This window comes from Bradyrhizobium sp. CCBAU 25360, assembly GCF_028128695.1.
In the GTDB taxonomy this organism is placed as follows: Bacteria; Pseudomonadota; Alphaproteobacteria; order Rhizobiales; family Xanthobacteraceae; genus Bradyrhizobium; species Bradyrhizobium ottawaense.
Genome location: NZ_LBJA01000032.1, coordinates 123,912 through 140,535 on the forward strand (window position 1 = coordinate 123,912; position 16,624 = coordinate 140,535).

At 64.5% G+C, this 16,624-nt stretch carries 12 protein-coding genes; 8 read left to right on the forward strand and 4 right to left on the reverse strand.

Annotated features, from left to right (window positions below; genetic code table 11):
* Position 1: 1 nt before the first annotated feature.
* Positions 2-388, forward strand: coding sequence for an MAPEG family protein (locus XH81_RS09580; protein ID WP_028139695.1), 387 nt, complete (start codon positions 2-4; stop codon positions 386-388).
* 230 nt (positions 389-618) lie between these two features.
* Here XH81_RS09580 and XH81_RS09585 read toward each other — a convergent pair whose 3' ends face one another.
* From XH81_RS09585 to XH81_RS09595, 3 genes are all read right to left on the reverse strand, one after another.
* Positions 619-1,812, reverse strand: coding sequence for an ABC transporter substrate-binding protein (locus XH81_RS09585; protein ID WP_028139694.1), 1,194 nt, complete (start codon positions 1,810-1,812; stop codon positions 619-621).
* A gap of 309 nt (positions 1,813-2,121) precedes the next feature.
* Positions 2,122-5,292 carry an efflux RND transporter permease subunit gene (locus XH81_RS09590; protein WP_028139693.1) on the reverse strand — a complete coding sequence of 1,057 codons (3,171 nt, stop codon included), beginning with the start codon at positions 5,290-5,292 and terminating at the stop codon, positions 2,122-2,124.
* Positions 5,289-6,494 carry an efflux RND transporter periplasmic adaptor subunit gene (locus tag XH81_RS09595; RefSeq protein WP_028139692.1) on the reverse strand — a complete coding sequence of 402 codons (1,206 nt, stop codon included), beginning with the start codon at positions 6,492-6,494 and terminating at the stop codon, positions 5,289-5,291. Before XH81_RS09595 ends, XH81_RS09590 begins: the two co-directional genes overlap by 4 nt.
* Before the next feature lie 362 nt (positions 6,495-6,856).
* Here XH81_RS09595 and XH81_RS09600 point away from each other — a divergent pair, with 362 nt between their 5' ends.
* The 7 genes from XH81_RS09600 to XH81_RS09630 all read left to right on the forward strand — a co-directional run bounded on the left by XH81_RS09600 (position 6,857) and on the right by XH81_RS09630 (position 15,673).
* Positions 6,857-8,011: an iron-containing alcohol dehydrogenase gene (locus XH81_RS09600; protein ID WP_028139691.1), complete on the forward strand. Its 1,155-nt coding sequence runs from the start codon at positions 6,857-6,859 to the stop codon at positions 8,009-8,011.
* Positions 8,012-8,029: 18 nt separating this feature from the next.
* Positions 8,030-9,580: an AMP-binding protein gene (locus tag XH81_RS09605; protein ID WP_028139690.1), complete on the forward strand. Its 1,551-nt coding sequence runs from the start codon at positions 8,030-8,032 to the stop codon at positions 9,578-9,580.
* A gap of 416 nt (positions 9,581-9,996) precedes the next feature.
* On the forward strand, positions 9,997-11,595 hold the full coding sequence (locus XH81_RS09610; protein WP_028139689.1) for an ABC transporter substrate-binding protein: 1,599 nt from the start codon (positions 9,997-9,999) through the stop codon (positions 11,593-11,595).
* A 40-nt stretch (positions 11,596-11,635) separates the two neighbouring features.
* Positions 11,636-12,583 carry an ABC transporter permease gene (locus tag XH81_RS09615; RefSeq protein WP_028139688.1) on the forward strand — a complete coding sequence of 316 codons (948 nt, stop codon included), beginning with the start codon at positions 11,636-11,638 and terminating at the stop codon, positions 12,581-12,583.
* Positions 12,584-12,774: 191 nt separating this feature from the next.
* The gene (locus XH81_RS09620; RefSeq protein ID WP_028139687.1) at positions 12,775-13,668 is read left to right on the forward strand and encodes an ABC transporter permease; all 894 of its coding nucleotides are present in this window, start codon (positions 12,775-12,777) and stop codon (positions 13,666-13,668) included.
* Positions 13,668-14,675, forward strand: a complete 1,008-nt coding sequence (locus XH81_RS09625) for an ABC transporter ATP-binding protein (RefSeq protein WP_271596114.1) — start codon at positions 13,668-13,670, stop codon at positions 14,673-14,675. The genes XH81_RS09620 and XH81_RS09625 overlap by 1 nt, the downstream gene beginning before the upstream one ends.
* Positions 14,672-15,673: an ABC transporter ATP-binding protein gene (locus tag XH81_RS09630; RefSeq protein ID WP_028139685.1), complete on the forward strand. Its 1,002-nt coding sequence runs from the start codon at positions 14,672-14,674 to the stop codon at positions 15,671-15,673. Before XH81_RS09625 ends, XH81_RS09630 begins: the two co-directional genes overlap by 4 nt.
* Here XH81_RS09630 and XH81_RS09635 read toward each other — a convergent pair.
* A complete protein-coding gene (locus XH81_RS09635) occupies positions 15,630-16,442 on the reverse strand; it encodes a hypothetical protein (protein WP_028139684.1) in 813 nt (270 codons plus the stop codon). The genes XH81_RS09630 and XH81_RS09635 overlap by 44 nt on opposite strands.
* Positions 16,443-16,624: the final 182 nt, after the last annotated feature.

Below are 16,624 nucleotides of genomic sequence, written 5' to 3' on the forward strand. Positions count from 1 at the left end.
GATGTATCATTTCACCGCTCTCGTCACGCTGCTGGCGATCGCATTTTATTTCTTCACCGCCATCAACGTCTCGAGCGCGCGCACCAAGACCGGCGTCAAGGTGCCGGCGATGTCGGGCCATCCGGATTTCGAACGCGCCTTCCGCATCCAGGCGAACACGCTGGAATGGATGCCGATTGTCCTGCCGGCGCTCTGGCTGTTCGCGGTCTATATCGTCGACGGCATCGCGGCGGGGATCGGCGCCGTCTGGATCATCGGCCGCATCGTCTATTTCATCGGTTATTCGAAAGCGGCAGCCAAGCGCGGCCCGGGCTTCATGATCCAGGGCATCGCCGCCATCGCACTGTGGGCCGGCGCGCTGGGTGCGGTGGTGTTGCGGCTGGTGTGAGGCGGGGGCCGCGGCCACACGTTCCGCTGTCGTCCCGGGGCGCGAAGCGAGCCCGGGACCCATAACCACAGGACGAAGTTGTAGCGCGAGCTGATCACTCCGAGTCCCCGTAACCACACAGTCCTGTGGTTATGGGTCCCGGATCTGCGCTTCGCCCTCGACAACGCTACGCGTTGCCAAGGGCTGCGCTTGTCCGGGACGACACTGAGTTATTGGCGCGATCCTCGCCCCTACTTCGTCAGCGGGCAGCCGCTGTCCTTGGCGGTGAAGAAGGCCTTGTCGCCGGGGACGGTGGCGAGCAGCTTGTAATAGTCCCAGGGCTTCTTCGATTCCGACGGCTTCTTGACCTCGAACAGATACATGTCGTGGATCATGCGGCCGTTCTCGAGCACCTTGCCGCCTTGCGCGAAGTCGTCGTCGACCGGCAGCTCCTTCAGCTTCCTGGCAACCGCATCCGGATCCTTGGTGCCTGCCGCCTTGACCGCCTTCAGGTAGCTCAGCGTCGCCGAATAGGTGCCGGCCTGGATCATGTTCGGCATCCGGCCGGTGCGCTTGAGGAAGCGTTCGCCGAGATTGCGGGACTTGTCGTTGACGTCCCAGTAATAGCCTTCGGTCAGCACCAGGCCCTGTGCAGCCTGGAGGCCGAGGCCATTTACTTCGGCGAGCGTCATCAGCAGGCCGGCGAGCTTCTGGCCGCTGGCGACGATGCCGAACTCGGACGCCTGCTTGATCGAATTGGTGGTGTCGAGGCCGGCATTGGCAAGGCCGACGATCTTCGCCTTCGAGCTCTGCGCCTGCAGCAGGAACGAGGAGAAGTCCGAGGAGTTGAGCGGCACGCGCACCGAGCCGACCACCTTGCCGCCATTGGCGGTGACGATCTCGCTGGTGTCCTTCTCCAGCGCGTAGCCGAAGGCGTAGTCCGCGGTGAGGAAGAACCAGGTGTCGCCGCCGGCCTTGGTCAGCGCACCACCGGTGCCGACGCCGAGCGCGCGGGTGTCGTAGGCCCAGTGGAAGCCGTAGGGCTGGCAGGCATCGCCTGTCAGCCGCGAGGTGGCGGCGCCGACGACGATGTCGATCTTCTTCTTTTCCTTGGACAGCTCGTGGATCGCGAGCGCGACCGAGGAGGTCGTCAGCTCCGTGATCATGTCGACGTTCTCGACGTCGTACCAGCGCCGCGCGATCGAGGTCGCGAGGTCGGCCTTGTTCTGGTGGTCGGCGGTGACGAGCTCGACCTTCTGACCCAGCACCTCGCCGCCAAAATCCTCGATCGCCATCCTGGCCGCCTCGACCGACCATTTGCCGCCGTAATCGGCATAGACGCCGGACTGGTCGTTGAGGATGCCGATCTTGACGCCTTGCGCGGAGGCCGGCGCCGCCAGCACCAGAGCAGAGGTTGCGACGGCGGCCAAAAGTGCTGATTTCATCTGTTATCTCCCAGCAGTTTTCTGTTTTGAAATCGCGCGGATACTAGGGAAGAACCCCGCGCCTGCCCATCCATTTCAAGTTGGTCGTTAGTATGGGCGTGTGCCAATTGGCATCGAGGGTGGCGCGACAAAATGAGCTGTCGTCCCGGACGAGCGAAGCGAAGATCCGGGATCCATAGCCACAGGAAGAGGTTTGGGGCGAACCTGGTAACTCCGAGCCTTCGCCAAGCTGCTCCCTGTGGCTATGGGTCCCCGCTTTCGCGGGGACGACACCGTGAGTGAGGGGACGCAAGTGGCCACCACCGACAACTAGGAGGCCACCACCTCCGGCTTCTTCCCCTCATTCCGCCCCTCGGCCAGGTTCCGCACCACCACGTAGAAGATCGGCGTGAACAACAGGCCGAACAGGGTGACGCCGATCATGCCGAAGAACACGGCGACGCCGACGGCCTGCCGCATCTCCGAGCCGGAGCCGCTCGATATCACCAATGGCAGCACGCCGAGGATGAAGGCGAAGGAGGTCATCAGGATCGGCCGCAGGCGCAAGCGGCAGGCGTCGATCACCGCCTCCAGCCGCGGCTTGCCCTCGTTCTCGATGTCGCGCGCGAACTCGACGATCAGGATCGCGTTCTTGGCCGCCAGCCCCACCAGCACGACGAAGCCGATCTGGGTGAGGATGTTGACGTCCTGGCCCATGATGCGCACGCCGATGGTGGCGGCGAGCAGGCACATCGGCACGATCAGGATCACCGCGAACGGCAAGGTCCAGCTGCCATATTGCGCAGCGAGCACGAGGTAGACGAACAGCACGCAGATCGGGAACACGTAGAGGCCGGCATTGCCGCCGGTGATCTGCTGATAGGACAGATCGGTCCATTCGAAGGTGAAGCCGCTCGGCAAGGTGTCGTCCGCCAGCTTCTTGATGGTGTTGAGCGCGGTGGTCGAGCTGGTGCCCGGCGCCGGCTCGCCCTGGAGCTCGGACGCGGCATAGAGATTGTAGCGCGCGACGCGGTCGGGACCCGAGACATCCCTGAACTCGACCACGCTGCCGAGCATCACCATGTCGCCGGAGGCGTTGCGTGTGCGCAGGCGTGCGAGGTCGCTGGGCTCTTTCCGGAACGGGAAGTCGGCCTGCGCGGTGACGTGATAGGTGCGACCGAACAGGTTGAAGTCGTTGACATAGGTCGATCCGAAATAGCTCTGGATCGTGTCGTTGATATTGGAGATGGGAACGCCGAGCTTCTGCGCCTTGGTGCGGTCGATGTCGACGAAGAGCTGCGGCGTGTTGGCCGAGAACGGCGAGAACACCGTGGGGCCGAGCAGCGAGGGCGATTTGCGCGCCGCGGCGACAAGCTCGTCGGTGGCCGCAGCGAGCAACTCAGGCCCGCGGCCCTGACGGTCCTGGATGCGGATGGTGAAGCCGCCGCCGGTGCCGATGCCAGGCACGGCCGGCGGCGGGATCACGATGATGAAGGCGCCCTGGATCGCGGACAGGCGCTTGCGCAGCTCGACCGTGATGGCGTTGGCCGTCAATCCTTTCTTGATCCGCGCCTCTGGTTCGTCGAACACCGGGAACAGCGCGGCGGCATTGCCCGCCTGTGTGCGGGTGGCACCGGAGAAGCCGGCAAAGGCGGCGACACGAACGATGCCCGGCGTGTCCAGCGAGATCCGCTCGATCTCGCGCACGACCTCGGTGGTGCGCGCCAGCGAAGCCGCGCCCGGCAATTGCACGGATACGATGACGTAGCCGCGGTCCTGCGCCGGGATGAAGCCTTGCGGCGTGGTCGCGATCAACCAGCCGGCGCTTCCGATCAGCACGACATAGATCAGGATCATCACCACCGAGTGCCGGATCACGAAATTGGCGAGGCCGGCATAGCCGTGCGCCAGACGGTCGAACACGCGATTGAATACGCCGGTGAAGGCATTCCAGCCGCGCGCGATGACATTCCAGCTTGCCGGCGGCTGCTTCTCCTCGTGCGGCACCAGGATCTGCGAGGCCAGCGCCGGCGACAGCGTCAGCGAGCAGAAGCAGGAGATCGCGGTCGCAACCGCAATGGTGACGGCGAATTGCTGGAAGAACTGCCCGGAAATACCGCCCAGAAAGGCGGTCGGCACGAACACCGCGCAGAGCACCAGCGCGATCGAGACCAGCGCGCCGCCGACCTCCTCCATCGTCTTGAGCGCGGCATCGCGCCGGCTCATGCCATGCTCGAGATGCCGCTCGACGTTCTCGACCACCACGATAGCATCATCGACCACGATGCCGACCGCGAGGACGAGGCCGAACAGTGTGAGGTTGTTGATCGAGAAGCCCAGCGCCGCCATCACCGCGAAGGTACCGACCAGCGACACCGGGATCGCGATGATCGGAATGATCGCGGGACGCCAGCCCTGCAGGAACACCAGCACGACGATGACGACGAGCAGCATGGCCTCATAGATGGTCTTGATCAGCTCGTGGACGGACTGAGCGATGAATTCGGTCGGGTTGTAGCCGATATTGTAGTCGAGGCCTTTCGGGAAGCTCTCCTTCAGCCTCGTCATGGTGTCGGTAATGTTCTTCGCGGTAGCGAGAGCGTTCGATCCCGGCCGCTGCGTCACCAGCATGGCGACCGCGGATTTGCGCAGCAGGAAGCTGTTGGTGCTGTAGGCGAGCGCCCCGAGCTCGATGCGGGCGACGTCACGCAGCCGCACCACGCGGCCGTCCGAGCCGGCCTTGATCAGGATGTCCTCGAACTGCTTCTGGTCCTTCAGGCGGCCCGTGAAGGTGAGGTTCGGCTGGAAGGCGCGGTCGGCGATCGGCGGCTCGGCGATCTGGCCGCCGGCGATCTGCACGTTCTGCGCGCGGATCGCGGCCAGCACCTCCGCCGAGGTCAGGCCGAGATTGGCAATCCGGTCAGGATCGAGCCACAGCCGCATCGAATAGTCGCGGGCACCGAAGATCTGGATGTCGCCAACGCCGTCGAGACGCAGCAGTTGGTCGCGGACCTGGAGCAGCGCGTAATTGGAGATGTAGAGCTGGTCGAAGGTGTCGTCCGGCGACAGCATGAACACGACCATCAGGATGTCGGGCGAGTTCTTGCGGGTGGTGACGCCGTTGCGCTGGACCTCCTCGGGCAGGCGCGGCTGCGCGATCGCGACGCGGTTCTGCACCAGCACCTGGGCCTTGTCGAGATCGGTGCCCAGCTTGAAGGTGACGGTGATGGTGAGCTGGCCGTTCGAGGTCGCCTGGCTATAGAGATACAGCATGTCCTCGACGCCGTTGATCTCCTGCTCGATCGGAGCTGCGACCGTGTCGGACACGGTCTGCGCGGAGGCGCCGGGATATTGCGTGGTGACGACGACGGTCGGCGGCACCACTTGCGGATATTCGGACACCGGCAGCGTGGTGTAGGCGAGCGCACCGACGATCAGGAGCACGATCGACAGCACCATCGCGAGGATGGGCTGGTTGATGGAGAGACGACCGAGATTCATGACTTGCCACCGGCCGGCGCTGGCGCAGTCTGCGGGGCAACCTTGGCACCGACACGGGCACGCTGGATGCCGTTGACGATGACGCGATCCTCGGCCTTCAATCCTTCGCGGATCACGCGCAGGCCGTCGTCCAGCGGTCCGAGCACCACGGGACGCGCCTCGACGGTGTCGTCGGGCTTCACCACGAACACGATCTTGCGGGACTGGTCGGTCGCAACAGCGACGTCCGGAATCAGCAGGGCCTCATAGGGCGCGCTGCCGATCAGCCGGACGCGACCGAATTGGCCGGGCAGGATCGACAGATCGGTATTCTTGACCACGGCGCGGCTGCGCAGCGTGCCGGTCGAAACGTCGAGCCGGTTATCGAGGAAGTTGATGGTGCCTTCATGGGACGGCTTGGTTTCGCCGGCGAGCGTCACCTGCACCGGATTGGCCGTGTCGCGCGAGCTCGGACGCCGCCCTTCGAACCACAGCTTGCTGTATTTGATGAAGGTCGCCTCATCCATGTCGAAATAGACGTAGATCGGGTCGAGCGTGACGATGGAGGTCAGGAGGGTCGAAGAGCCATTGTCGCTGCCCTGCACGAGATTGCCGGGGCTGACGAGATGGCGGCTGACGCGGCCGGTCAACGGTGCCGTCACATGCGTGAATTCGATGTTCAGTCTGGCCGCTTTGAGCGCGCCTTCAGCCTGCACCTCCGCGGCATGCGCAGCTTGCAGGGCCTGACGGCGCTGATCGACGACCTGCTCGGAGACCGCGCTGGTCTGCACCAGGCTGAGGCCGCGGTCGAGCTCGCGCTTGGCAAGTTCCACCTTGGCCCGTGCATCCGACAGCTGCCCTTCCGCCTGCGTGGCCACCGCCTCGAACGGACGCGGGTCGATCACGTAAAGCAGATCGCCCTGATGCACGATGGCGCCGTCCTGGAATTCGACCGAGTTGACGAAGCCGCCGACGCGCGGGCGCACCTGCACCTCCTCGACCGCTTCGAAGCGGCCGGTGAACTCGTCCCAATCGGTAACGGTGCGCTTGACCGGCTGGGCGACCGTCACGGGCGCCGGCGGCGGCGCAGACGCTTGCGAGGTGGGCTGCCCGCAACCGGTGAGCGCGAACGAAGCGACGAGGAGGCCCGCGAGTGCGTAATGCCGCGGCTGGACGAATTCGTGCTTTTTGACAAGTCGCTCGCTTCCATCCGGTCCAGCCATCCCAGGTCCTCGCATCGTCCTCATGCCAAAAGCCGCGGAAAAGGCAGGGTAGGCATTTACCCGCGGGCGTCCCAAGATGGGTGGAGTTGATGAACACTTCAAGACCAAAGCGCGTGCAGGGCTCCAAGCGCGCCCTGACCGGATGGCGGGTTGACAGGGGGTGGCAACCCGCCCGGCACGCGCTGAATAGCCGGCAGGTTTGCGATTGGACTTTGTTCGCCGGGCTCTTGAATGGAAACGTCCTTCCCTTTCCCGCACGCGGGGAAAGGGAAAGAGCGCCAGCGCCTTCGCACATGACGAACGCCATCCGCTCGGCTAGATTGCCCTCACAAAAACAAGACGAATTGTCCGGGAGGGCAGGCGTGCACCAGGGACGTGTCGTTTTCGGCGCGATCGAGGAGGTCGTGTTCGGCCATCCTGCAACTGAGGCCATCGTCGCGCAGATGGACCGGCTGGGAACGCGCCGCGCCTTCCTGATGGTTTCGGGCACGCTGAACCGGCAGACCGACGAAATCGAGAAGATCAAGCAGGCTTTGGGCCCCCGCTGCGCCGGCCTGTTCGATGCCATGCCGGCGCACACGCCGCGCGAGGCGGTGATCGCGGCAACCAACGCGGCGCGCGGGGCCGGCGCCGATCTGATCGTCACGGTGGGCGGCGGCTCGATCACCGACGGCGCCAAGGCGGTGCAGCTTTGCCTCGCCAACGGCATCGACGATATCGACGGCATCGAGCGGATCCGCGTGCACAAGGGCGTCGCACCGGAGATGACGGCGCCAACCGTGCGCCAAGTTAGCGTGCCCACCACGATCGCCGGCGGCGAATTCAGCGCGATCGCGGGCGTCACCGACCGAGCTGCGCATGTGAAGCAGATGCTGCGGCATCCGCTCGCCGTGCCGCGCGCGACCATCCTCGATCCCGCGATCACCGTGCACACCCCGGAATGGCTGTTCCTGTCGACCGGCATCCGCGCCATCGACCATTGCGTCGAGGCGATCTGCTCGCGCGAGACGCATCCCTATGCCGACGCGCAAGCTGTGAAGGGCCTCGCCATGCTCGCCGACGCGCTGCCGCGGGTGAAAGCCGACCCCGCCGATCTCGACGCGCGGATGGACGCGCAGATCGGCACCTGGCTGTCGATGGGCGCGCTCGCGGCCGGCGTTCCCATGGGCGCGAGCCACGGCATCGGCTACGTGCTGGGCGCGGCCTTCGACGTGCCGCACGGCTACACGTCCTGCGTCATGCTGCCGGCAGTGATGCGCTGGAATGCGAGCGCCAATGCCGAGCGGCAGATGATCGTCGCGGCCGCCATGGGCTTTCCCGGCCACGACGCTGCCGACGTGCTCGATGCCTTCATCCGCTCGCTGGGCATGCCGCGCAGCCTCACCGAGGTGCAGGTGTCGCCGCAGCATTTCGACGCCATCGCCGAGCAGGCGATGCGCACCAACTGGATCCCGCGTAACCCGCGCAAGATCGAAGGCCCGGCGCAGGTGCGCGAAATCCTGCTTCTCGCCGCATAAATCAAAGCCGGAGGATAGATGTACCCAGGTCAGCATGCCCGCCTACGCCCGCTGCAGCCCGCCTTCATCATGGCGGCCACAGGCGAGGCCGTCACCTATCGCGAGCTCGATGCGCGCAGCAACCGGCTGGCCCACCTGTTCCGCAAGCACGGCTTGAAGCGGCTCGACCACTACTCGATCTTCATGGAGAACAATTCGCGCTATCTGGAGGCCTGCGGCGCCGGCGAACGCTCCGGGCTGTACTACACCTGCATCAACTCGTTCCTGACGCCGGGCGAGCTCGCCTATCTGCTGGTCAACAGCCAGTCCAAGATCCTGATCACCTCGGTGGCGAAGCTCGACATCGCCCGCGAGGCGATCAAGGCCTGCCCCGACATCAAGCTCTGCATCGTCGCCGACGGCCCCGGCGAGAGCGAGCGCATCGTCGGACTTGCGGACGTCACCGCGGATATGTCGGCAACATCGATCGCGGATGAGTGGCTCGGCACCGCCATGCTCTATTCGTCCGGCACGACGGGACGGCCGAAAGGCATTCTGCGGCCGCTGCCGGAGGAGCCGCCGAAGCATAATCTGCCGCTGTTCGATTTCCTCACCAAGCTCTGGCACTACCGCGAGGGCATGGTCTACCTCTCGCCTGCCCCGCTCTATCACTCGGCGCCGCAGGCGGCCGTGAACCTCACGATCCGCATGGGCGGCACCGTGATCATCATGGAGAGTTTCGATCCCGAGCGTTACCTCGAACTCGTCCAGCGGTGGGGCATCACCCACACCCAGCTGGTGCCGACCATGTTCTCGCGCATGCTGAAGTTGCCGGCGGAGGTGCGCGGCCGCTACGACCTGTCCTCGCTGGAGATCGCGATCCACGCCGCCGCGCCCTGCCCGGCGCTGGTCAAGGACGACATCATCAAATGGTGGGGGCCGATCATTCACGAATATTACGGCGCGACGGAGGGCCTCGGCTTTACCGCCTGCAACAGCGAGGAATGGCTTAGCCACCGCGGCACCGTCGGCAAGGTGCTGCTCGGCGATCTCCACATCCTCGACGAGAACATGCGGGAATGTCCGACCGGCACCCCCGGCCAGGTCTGGTTCAAGACCGCCTCGCCGTTCGAATATTTCAACGATCCGGAGAAGACCAGGGAGGCGCGCTCGGCCGACGGCAGCATGAGCACGGTCGGCGATGTCGGCTATGTCGATGCCGACCGATTTCTCTACCTCACCGATCGCGCCACCTTCATGATCATCTCCGGTGGCGTGAACATCTACCCGCAGGAATGCGAGAATTTGCTCATCACCCATCCGAAGGTCGCCGATGCCGCGGTGTTCGGCGTGCCCAATCCCGATCTCGGCGAAGAGGTGAAGGCGGTGGTCCAGCCGATGCCTGATGTCGTGCCGGGCGAGGCGTTCGCCGAAGAGCTGATCGCATTCTGCGCAAAATCGCTGTCGCGGCAGAAGGTGCCGCGCTCGGTCGATTTCGAGAAGGAATTGCCGCGGCTGCCGACGGGGAAGTTGTACAAGCGCCTGCTGCGGGACCGGTATTGGGGAAACAAGGCGTCGAGGATCGTGTGAGGGCGTCGCTCCACTCGCGGGCGATATGCGCGAGACGCGTCCAAACAAATGGTGTCGTCCCGGGGCGCGACGAAGTCGCGAACCCGGGATCGATAACCACAGGGAATAGTCGTAGCGCGAGCAGGTCACCCCGAGTCTTCGCCAAACGTCTCCCTGTGGCTATGGGTCCCGGAGCTGCGCTTCGCTTGTCGGGGACGACAGTGAGTTTGTTGATTCTGCATCGCGCAACATCACCGCAGGAACCATCTCTTCGCACCTGCACTCTCACATCGTGAGCATGAAAACCTGCGGCCTTCCGTCATCCGAATTGTCGAGGCGGCATGCGGCCTTACCGGTTGCCTCCCTCAACTCGCGTGCTATCGTCGCGACAAACAGGCCGCAAAGGCCAAAAAGACTGATGTCCAGGGAGGATGAGCATGCGGAGCGTGTGGGCGCTCGCCGCAATGGCGGCGCTATCTGTGCTGACGGCCTCAACCACCACGCTCGCCGGCGAGCCCAAGCAGGGCGGCGTCCTGCGAATGTATCACCGCGACAGCCCGGCCAACGCATCGATCCTCGAGGGCGCGACCTATTCGGTCAACGTGCCGTTCATGGGCGTCTTCAATAATCTCGTCATTTACGACCAGCACATCGCGCAGAACAGCCCTGATACCCTCCGGCCCGAGCTGGCCGAAAGCTGGTCCTGGGGCAACGACAACAAGAAGCTGACGTTCAAGCTGCGCCAGGGTGTCAAATGGCATGACGGCAAGCCGTTCACATCGGCCGACGTCAAATGCACCTTCGATCTCCTGATGGGCAAATCGCAGCAGAAGCTTCGGCAAAATCCGCGCAAGGCCTGGTACAATGAAGTCAACGAGATCACGACGAGTGGCGATTTCGAGGTCTCCTTCGACCTGAAGCGGCCGCAACCGTCGCTGCTGGCGATGCTGGCGTCAGGCTATACGCCGATCTATCCCTGCCACGTCTCGCCCGCGGACATGCGCACTCATCCGGTCGGTACCGGACCGTTCAAGTTCGTCGAGTTCAAGGCCAATGAATCGATCAAGCTGACGCGAAATCCGGACTATTGGAAGAAGGGCCTGCCCTATCTCGACGGCATCGAGTACACGATCATCACGAACCGATCGACCGCGATCCTCGCTTTCGTCGCCGGAAAGTTCGACATGACCTTCCCGACGCACATCACGATCCCGCTCCTGAAGGACATCAAGTCGCAGGCGCCGAACGCGACTTGCGTCGTCGAGCCGACCAACGTTTCGACCAACATCATCGTCAATTCGACCTCCGCGCCGTTCGACAACATCGATATTCGCCGCGCGATGGCGATGGCACTCGACCGCAAGGCGTTCGTCGATATCCTGTTCGAAGGCCAGGCCGACATCGGCGGCACCATGCTGCCACTGCCTCAAGGCGTCTGGGGCATGCCCAAGGACAAGCTCGAGACCATTCCGGGCTATGGCCGGGACGTGAACGCGAACCGCGAGGAAGCGAAGAAACTGATGCAGAAGGCGGGCTACGGTCCCGACAAGCACCTCGCGGTGAAGGTCTCGACGCGCAATCTCGCGGAATATCGCGACCCCGCCGTGATCCTGATCGACCAGCTCAAGAGCATCTATATCGACGGCGAGCTCGACGTCGTCGAAACCGCGAACTGGTTCCCGAAAGTCGCGCGCAAGGACTACATGCTCGGCCTCAATCTGACCGGCAATTCCGTCGACGATCCCGACCAGTCCTTCTACGAAAACTATTCCTGCGGCTCGGAGCGGAACTACACCAATTACTGCAACAAGGAGATCGAGAAGCTGTTCGACGTGCAATCGCAGGAGACCGACACCAGCAAGCGCAAGCCGCTGGTCTGGGATATCGACAAGAAGCTGCAGGAGGATGTCGCCCGTCCGATCATCTTCCATGCACGGGCCGGCACCTGCTGGCAGCCCTACGTCAAGGGCATCACGATCATGTCGAACAGCTCCTATAACGGCTTTCGCTACGAGGACGCGTGGCTCGACAAGTAGCGCGGCAGGCTGAAGAGTAGCGGCTCGCGGAGGGCGAAGGATGTTTGCCTATCTGGTGCGACGCCTGTTCCTGATGCTCGTGACCCTGTTCGGGATCTCGATCGTCATCTTCCTCCTGCTGCGCATCGTGCCCGGCAACATCGTCGACATCCTGTTCGCCGCGGCCGGCTATGTCGATCCCGCCGACAAGGCCAACCTGGAGAAGGAGCTCGGCATCGACCAGCCGCTGATCGTGCAGTATTGGCACTGGATCAGCGGTTTTCTGCGCGGCGACTTTGGTTACTCCTACGTCTCCGAGAAGCCGGCGCTCCAGGAGATCCTGCCGCGGATCCCGATCACGGCGCGGCTCGCCGGCCTTGCGCTGTTGTTCTCGGTCTCGATTGGCATTCCGCTCGGCGTCATCAGCGCGGTGAAGCAAGGCACGCGGCTGGATTACGCCTTGCGCGTCGTCAGCTTGAGCGGCTTGTCGCTGCCCTCGTTCTGGCTCGGCCTGCTCATCCTCACGGCGTCGGTGGCGATGTTCGGCCAGATGCCGATCTTCAATCCGAATCCGCAGACCTGGCTCGAGGCGTTCGCAACCTATGCCGTGCCCGCCGCCGCCGTCGGCTTCCGCAGCGCGGCGCTGACCATGCGCATCACGCGGTCCTCGATGCTGGAGGTGCTGCGGCAGGACTACATCCGCACCGCGCGCGCCAAGGGCGCCTCCGATGCCGCCGTGAACTATCAGCACGCGCTGAAGAACGCGATCCTGCCCGTCATCACCGTGATCGGCATCGAGGCGGCGTTCCTGATCGGCGGCCTGATCGTCACCGAGACGGTGTTCAACATCCCCGGCGTCGCCCGCTTCCTGGTCGAGGCGATCCGCTGGCGCGACTATCCGATCGTGCAGAACCTCGTGATGCTGATCGCCGTCGTGGTGGTGAGCGCGAATTTCATCGTCGACATGCTCTACGCCGTGTTCGATCCGCGCATCAGGTACACGGATTAGCCGCATGACCTTCTCTCACACAGTATGTGCGCTCTCCTTCACCTCTCCCCGCCTGCGGGGAGAGGTCGGATTGCGCAGCAATCCGGGTGAGGGGGAGTCTCCGCGAGTCCAACTCCCACCTCCCCCGCGGAGAGCCCCCCTCACCCCTACCCTCTCCCCGCAGGCGGGGAGAGGGGGAAGATAGAGTTCACATGGCCGCGATCGACTATGACGTTGAACTGAGGCGGGCCGGCGCCTACGCGACCGGCGGCTGGCGCCGCGTGCTGTATCTGGCACAGCGGCATGTGCTGGGCGCCGCTGGCCTCGTCATCATGACCGTGTTCGTGTTCACCGCCATCTTCGCCGATTTCATCGCGCGCTATGATCCCCTGTCGATCGATTCGGCCCGCGCTCTGGCCCGCCCGAGCCTGGCGCACTGGATGGGAACGGACTCTTTTGGCCGCGACGTGTTCAGCCGCATCATCCACGGCGCGCGGATCTCGCTTGCGGTCGGGATCGGCTCGACCGCGCTCGGCGGCACGATCGGCGTCATCGTCGGCCTGACCTCCGGCTATCTCTCCGGCTGGGTCGATCTCGTGTTCCAGCGCGTCTCCGACGTCCTCCAGGCGCTGCCGCTGCTGGTGCTGGCGCTGGTGATGACGGCGGCACTCGGCCCGTCGCTGCCGAACGTGATCATTGCGATTGCCATTCCGCTGATCCCGACGGTCGCGCGCGTTATCCGCGCCAACACGCTGGCGCTGCGCGAACTCCCCTTTATCGAAGCCGCCAAGTCGATCGGCATGAGCGAAGTGCGCATCGCGCTCCGCCACGTACTGCCGAACACGCTGGCGCCGCTGATCGTGCTCGCGACCGCGCAGCTCGGCTCGACCATCCTGACGGAAGCTTCCCTCTCCTTCCTCGGCCTGGGCATTCCCGAGCCTTATCCGTCTTGGGGCCGCATGCTCTCCGAGTCCGCCGCCGAATATGTCCGCACCGCGCCGTGGCTGGTGATCTTCCCGGGCATTGCGATCAGCCTCGCCGTGTTCGGCGCCAACCTGTTCGGCGACGCCCTGCGCGACATCCTGGATCCGAGGCAGCGCGGCTGATGACGGACAAATCCAACCTTGTGCTCGAAGTGAAGAACCTGAAAACGGTGTTCTTCACCAATTCCGGTTTGTTCAAAGCCGTCGACGACCTCTCCTTTACCGTGAAGCGCGGCGAGACGCTGGCGATCGTCGGCGAATCCGGCTGCGGCAAGAGCGTAACGGCGCTGTCGCTGATGCGGCTGGTGCCCGATCCGCCCGGCCGCATCGTCGGCGGCTCGATTTCGCTCGAAGGCACCGACCTGCTGGCGCTGGATGAGGCGGAGATGCGTGCCGTCAGGGGCAACCGCATCTCCATGATCTTCCAGGAGCCGATGACCTCGCTCAATCCGGTGATGCGGATTGGCGACCAGATCGTCGAGGCGGTGCGGCTGCACCGGAACATCCCGGCCCAGGAGGCCCGGAATATCGCCGTCGAGATGCTGCGCCTGGTGCGCATTCCCGAACCGGCGCGACGCGCGAAGGAATATCCGCATCAACTCTCCGGCGGCATGCGCCAGCGCGCGATGATCGCGATGGCGCTGGCGTGCCGCCCCGCGCTGCTGATCGCGGACGAGCCGACCACCGCGCTCGACGTCACCATCCAGGCGCAGATCCTGGCGCTTATCCTCGACCTGCAGAAGGAGTTCGGCACCGGGCTCGTGCTGATCACGCATGATCTCGGCGTGGTCGCGCAGACAGCGCAGCGCGTGATCGTGATGTATGCGGGCCGCAAGGTCGAGGAGGCTAGTGTCGAGGCACTGTTCGCCGCGCCAAAGCATCCCTATACGCGCGGGCTGATGGCTTCGATCCCGGCCGTTCCGGCGGCCGGCGTCCCGGCACAGGCGCGGCTGAACGAAATTCCCGGCACCGTGCCGTCGCTGGTGCGGCTGCCGAAGGGCTGCGCCTTCGCACCGCGCTGCAAGCTCGCAATCAAGCGCTGCGAGGCAGAATATCCGCCGCTGGTGGATTGGGGCGGCGGACATCTCGCCGCTTGCTGGCGTGCGGCTGAAGTTGCGGAGGTGGCATGAGCGAAGTTCTGCTCGAAGTCACCAACCTCAAGAAGCATTACCCGGTGCGCGCCGGCGTATTGCGCAGGCAAGTCGGCACCGTACACTCGGTCGACGGCGTCTCGTTCTCGGTTCATGCCGGCGAAACGCTCGGGCTCGTCGGCGAATCCGGTTGCGGCAAGTCGACGGTGGCGCGTAGCGTGTTGCGGCTGGTCGAGCCGACCTCGGGCCAGATCCGGCTCGACGGCGAGGATATCACCCATCTGTCCAAGGCGGCACTGCGCCCGCACCGGCGTTCGATGCAGATCGTCTTCCAGGACCCGTTCGCCTCGCTCAATCCGCGCATGACCGCCGGCGACATCGTCGGCGAGCCGCTGGCGGTGCACGGGCTCGCCAGCGGCAAGGCGCTGGATGCGCGGGTCGCAACGCTGTTCGAGCAGGTCGGCTTGCGAGCCGACCAGATGCGCAACTTTCCGCATCAATTCTCCGGCGGCCAGCGCCAGCGCATCTGCATCGCGCGCGCGCTCGCACTCGAGCCGCGCCTGATCGTCTGCGACGAGCCGGTGTCCGCGCTCGACGTGTCGATCCAGGCGCAGGTGATCAATCTGCTGATCGACCTGCAGCGCCAGCACGGCTTCTCCTATCTCTTCATCGCCCACGATCTCGCCGTGGTCGCTCATATCAGCCATCGCGTCGCCGTGATGTATCTCGGCCGCATCGTCGAGATCGCAGCCAAAGACGAGCTGTTTCGCAATCCCAGGCATCCCTACACGCAGGCGCTGCTCGCCTCCGTGCCGGTTGCCAACCCGCTGGCGAAGAAGCTCGCGCCGCTGGTCGACGGGGATGTGCCGAGCCCGGTCAATCCGCCGCCCGGATGCGCGTTTCACACCCGCTGCCGATATGCGATGGAGCGTTGCAAGACCGAGCGACCGGCGCTGCTGGACGCGGGCGACGGGCATCAGGTCGCGTGTCTGCTCAATGAGGGCACGGGGCGGAGCCAGTTGGCGCCAACGACCTGATCACCGGCCAGGCCGCCAAGGCGGCAGCGACATGCTTGAGCGTGTGGCCCGAGACGATGTGCCCTGTGGCTTCGAAAATGAGCGCGTCACCGAATTCGAAAAGCTTCGCCAGCACATAAAAGAAGATCACGCCACCGAGCGGCACGCCGAGCGCGCCAGGCCGCGGCCGCGTCAGCGCCAGACTCGCGGCGAGCGCCATACCGCCGAACTGCACGACAATCCATGGCGTGAGATTGTCGCGTGCCACCCAGGCAGCCAGCAGACCCGCAATCATCATGAGCACCAGCACCGCCTCGCCGGCACGCACGCTCACGCGCTCGCTGGCTGCGATCCCCAGGAATCCTGCGAACGCGACGGCCATGCCGAGGCGATCGGCGATGAGCCGTTGCGGCGCGTCGGGGTCGAGATGATAGAAGCCGGAGCCGAGGCAAGTGAGGACCAGGCCGACGAAAAGCCAACTTGCACCCACGGGCGCATCATGGCGGGCGCGCAGCCGCTCCGAACCCCAGACGCCCATCGCGAGAAAGGCGAGATTGCTCAGCACATCGCCGGCGTTGGGCACACCGAGCCAGGTGCGACTGTCGACGAAGTGCGGGACGTGCCAAGCGGCGGCGGGCAGCGCTGGAGCGAGGAGTGCCGACAGCGTCAGAACGCTGAGGGCCCCAATCAGGTATCTCTCGCGGAGTTGTGGGGCGGCGAACGAGAAGCGGCGGGATACCGACGGGAGCGTCGGATTGGTCGCTTGGGCGGGATCATTTGGGCGCAACATGCCGGCTCCAAAATTGAACAATGTTCAACATATGTAGCCAGAGAATGAAAGACGTTCAAATTGAATTTCTCCCCTTGCGCCAATACGCAATTAAGCAACTGAAATAATAGGGAATTTTACCCCAGTGCCAGGGTGGGCAAAGCGGAGCGCACCGACCATGCCCTCCACCATTTTTGAACATC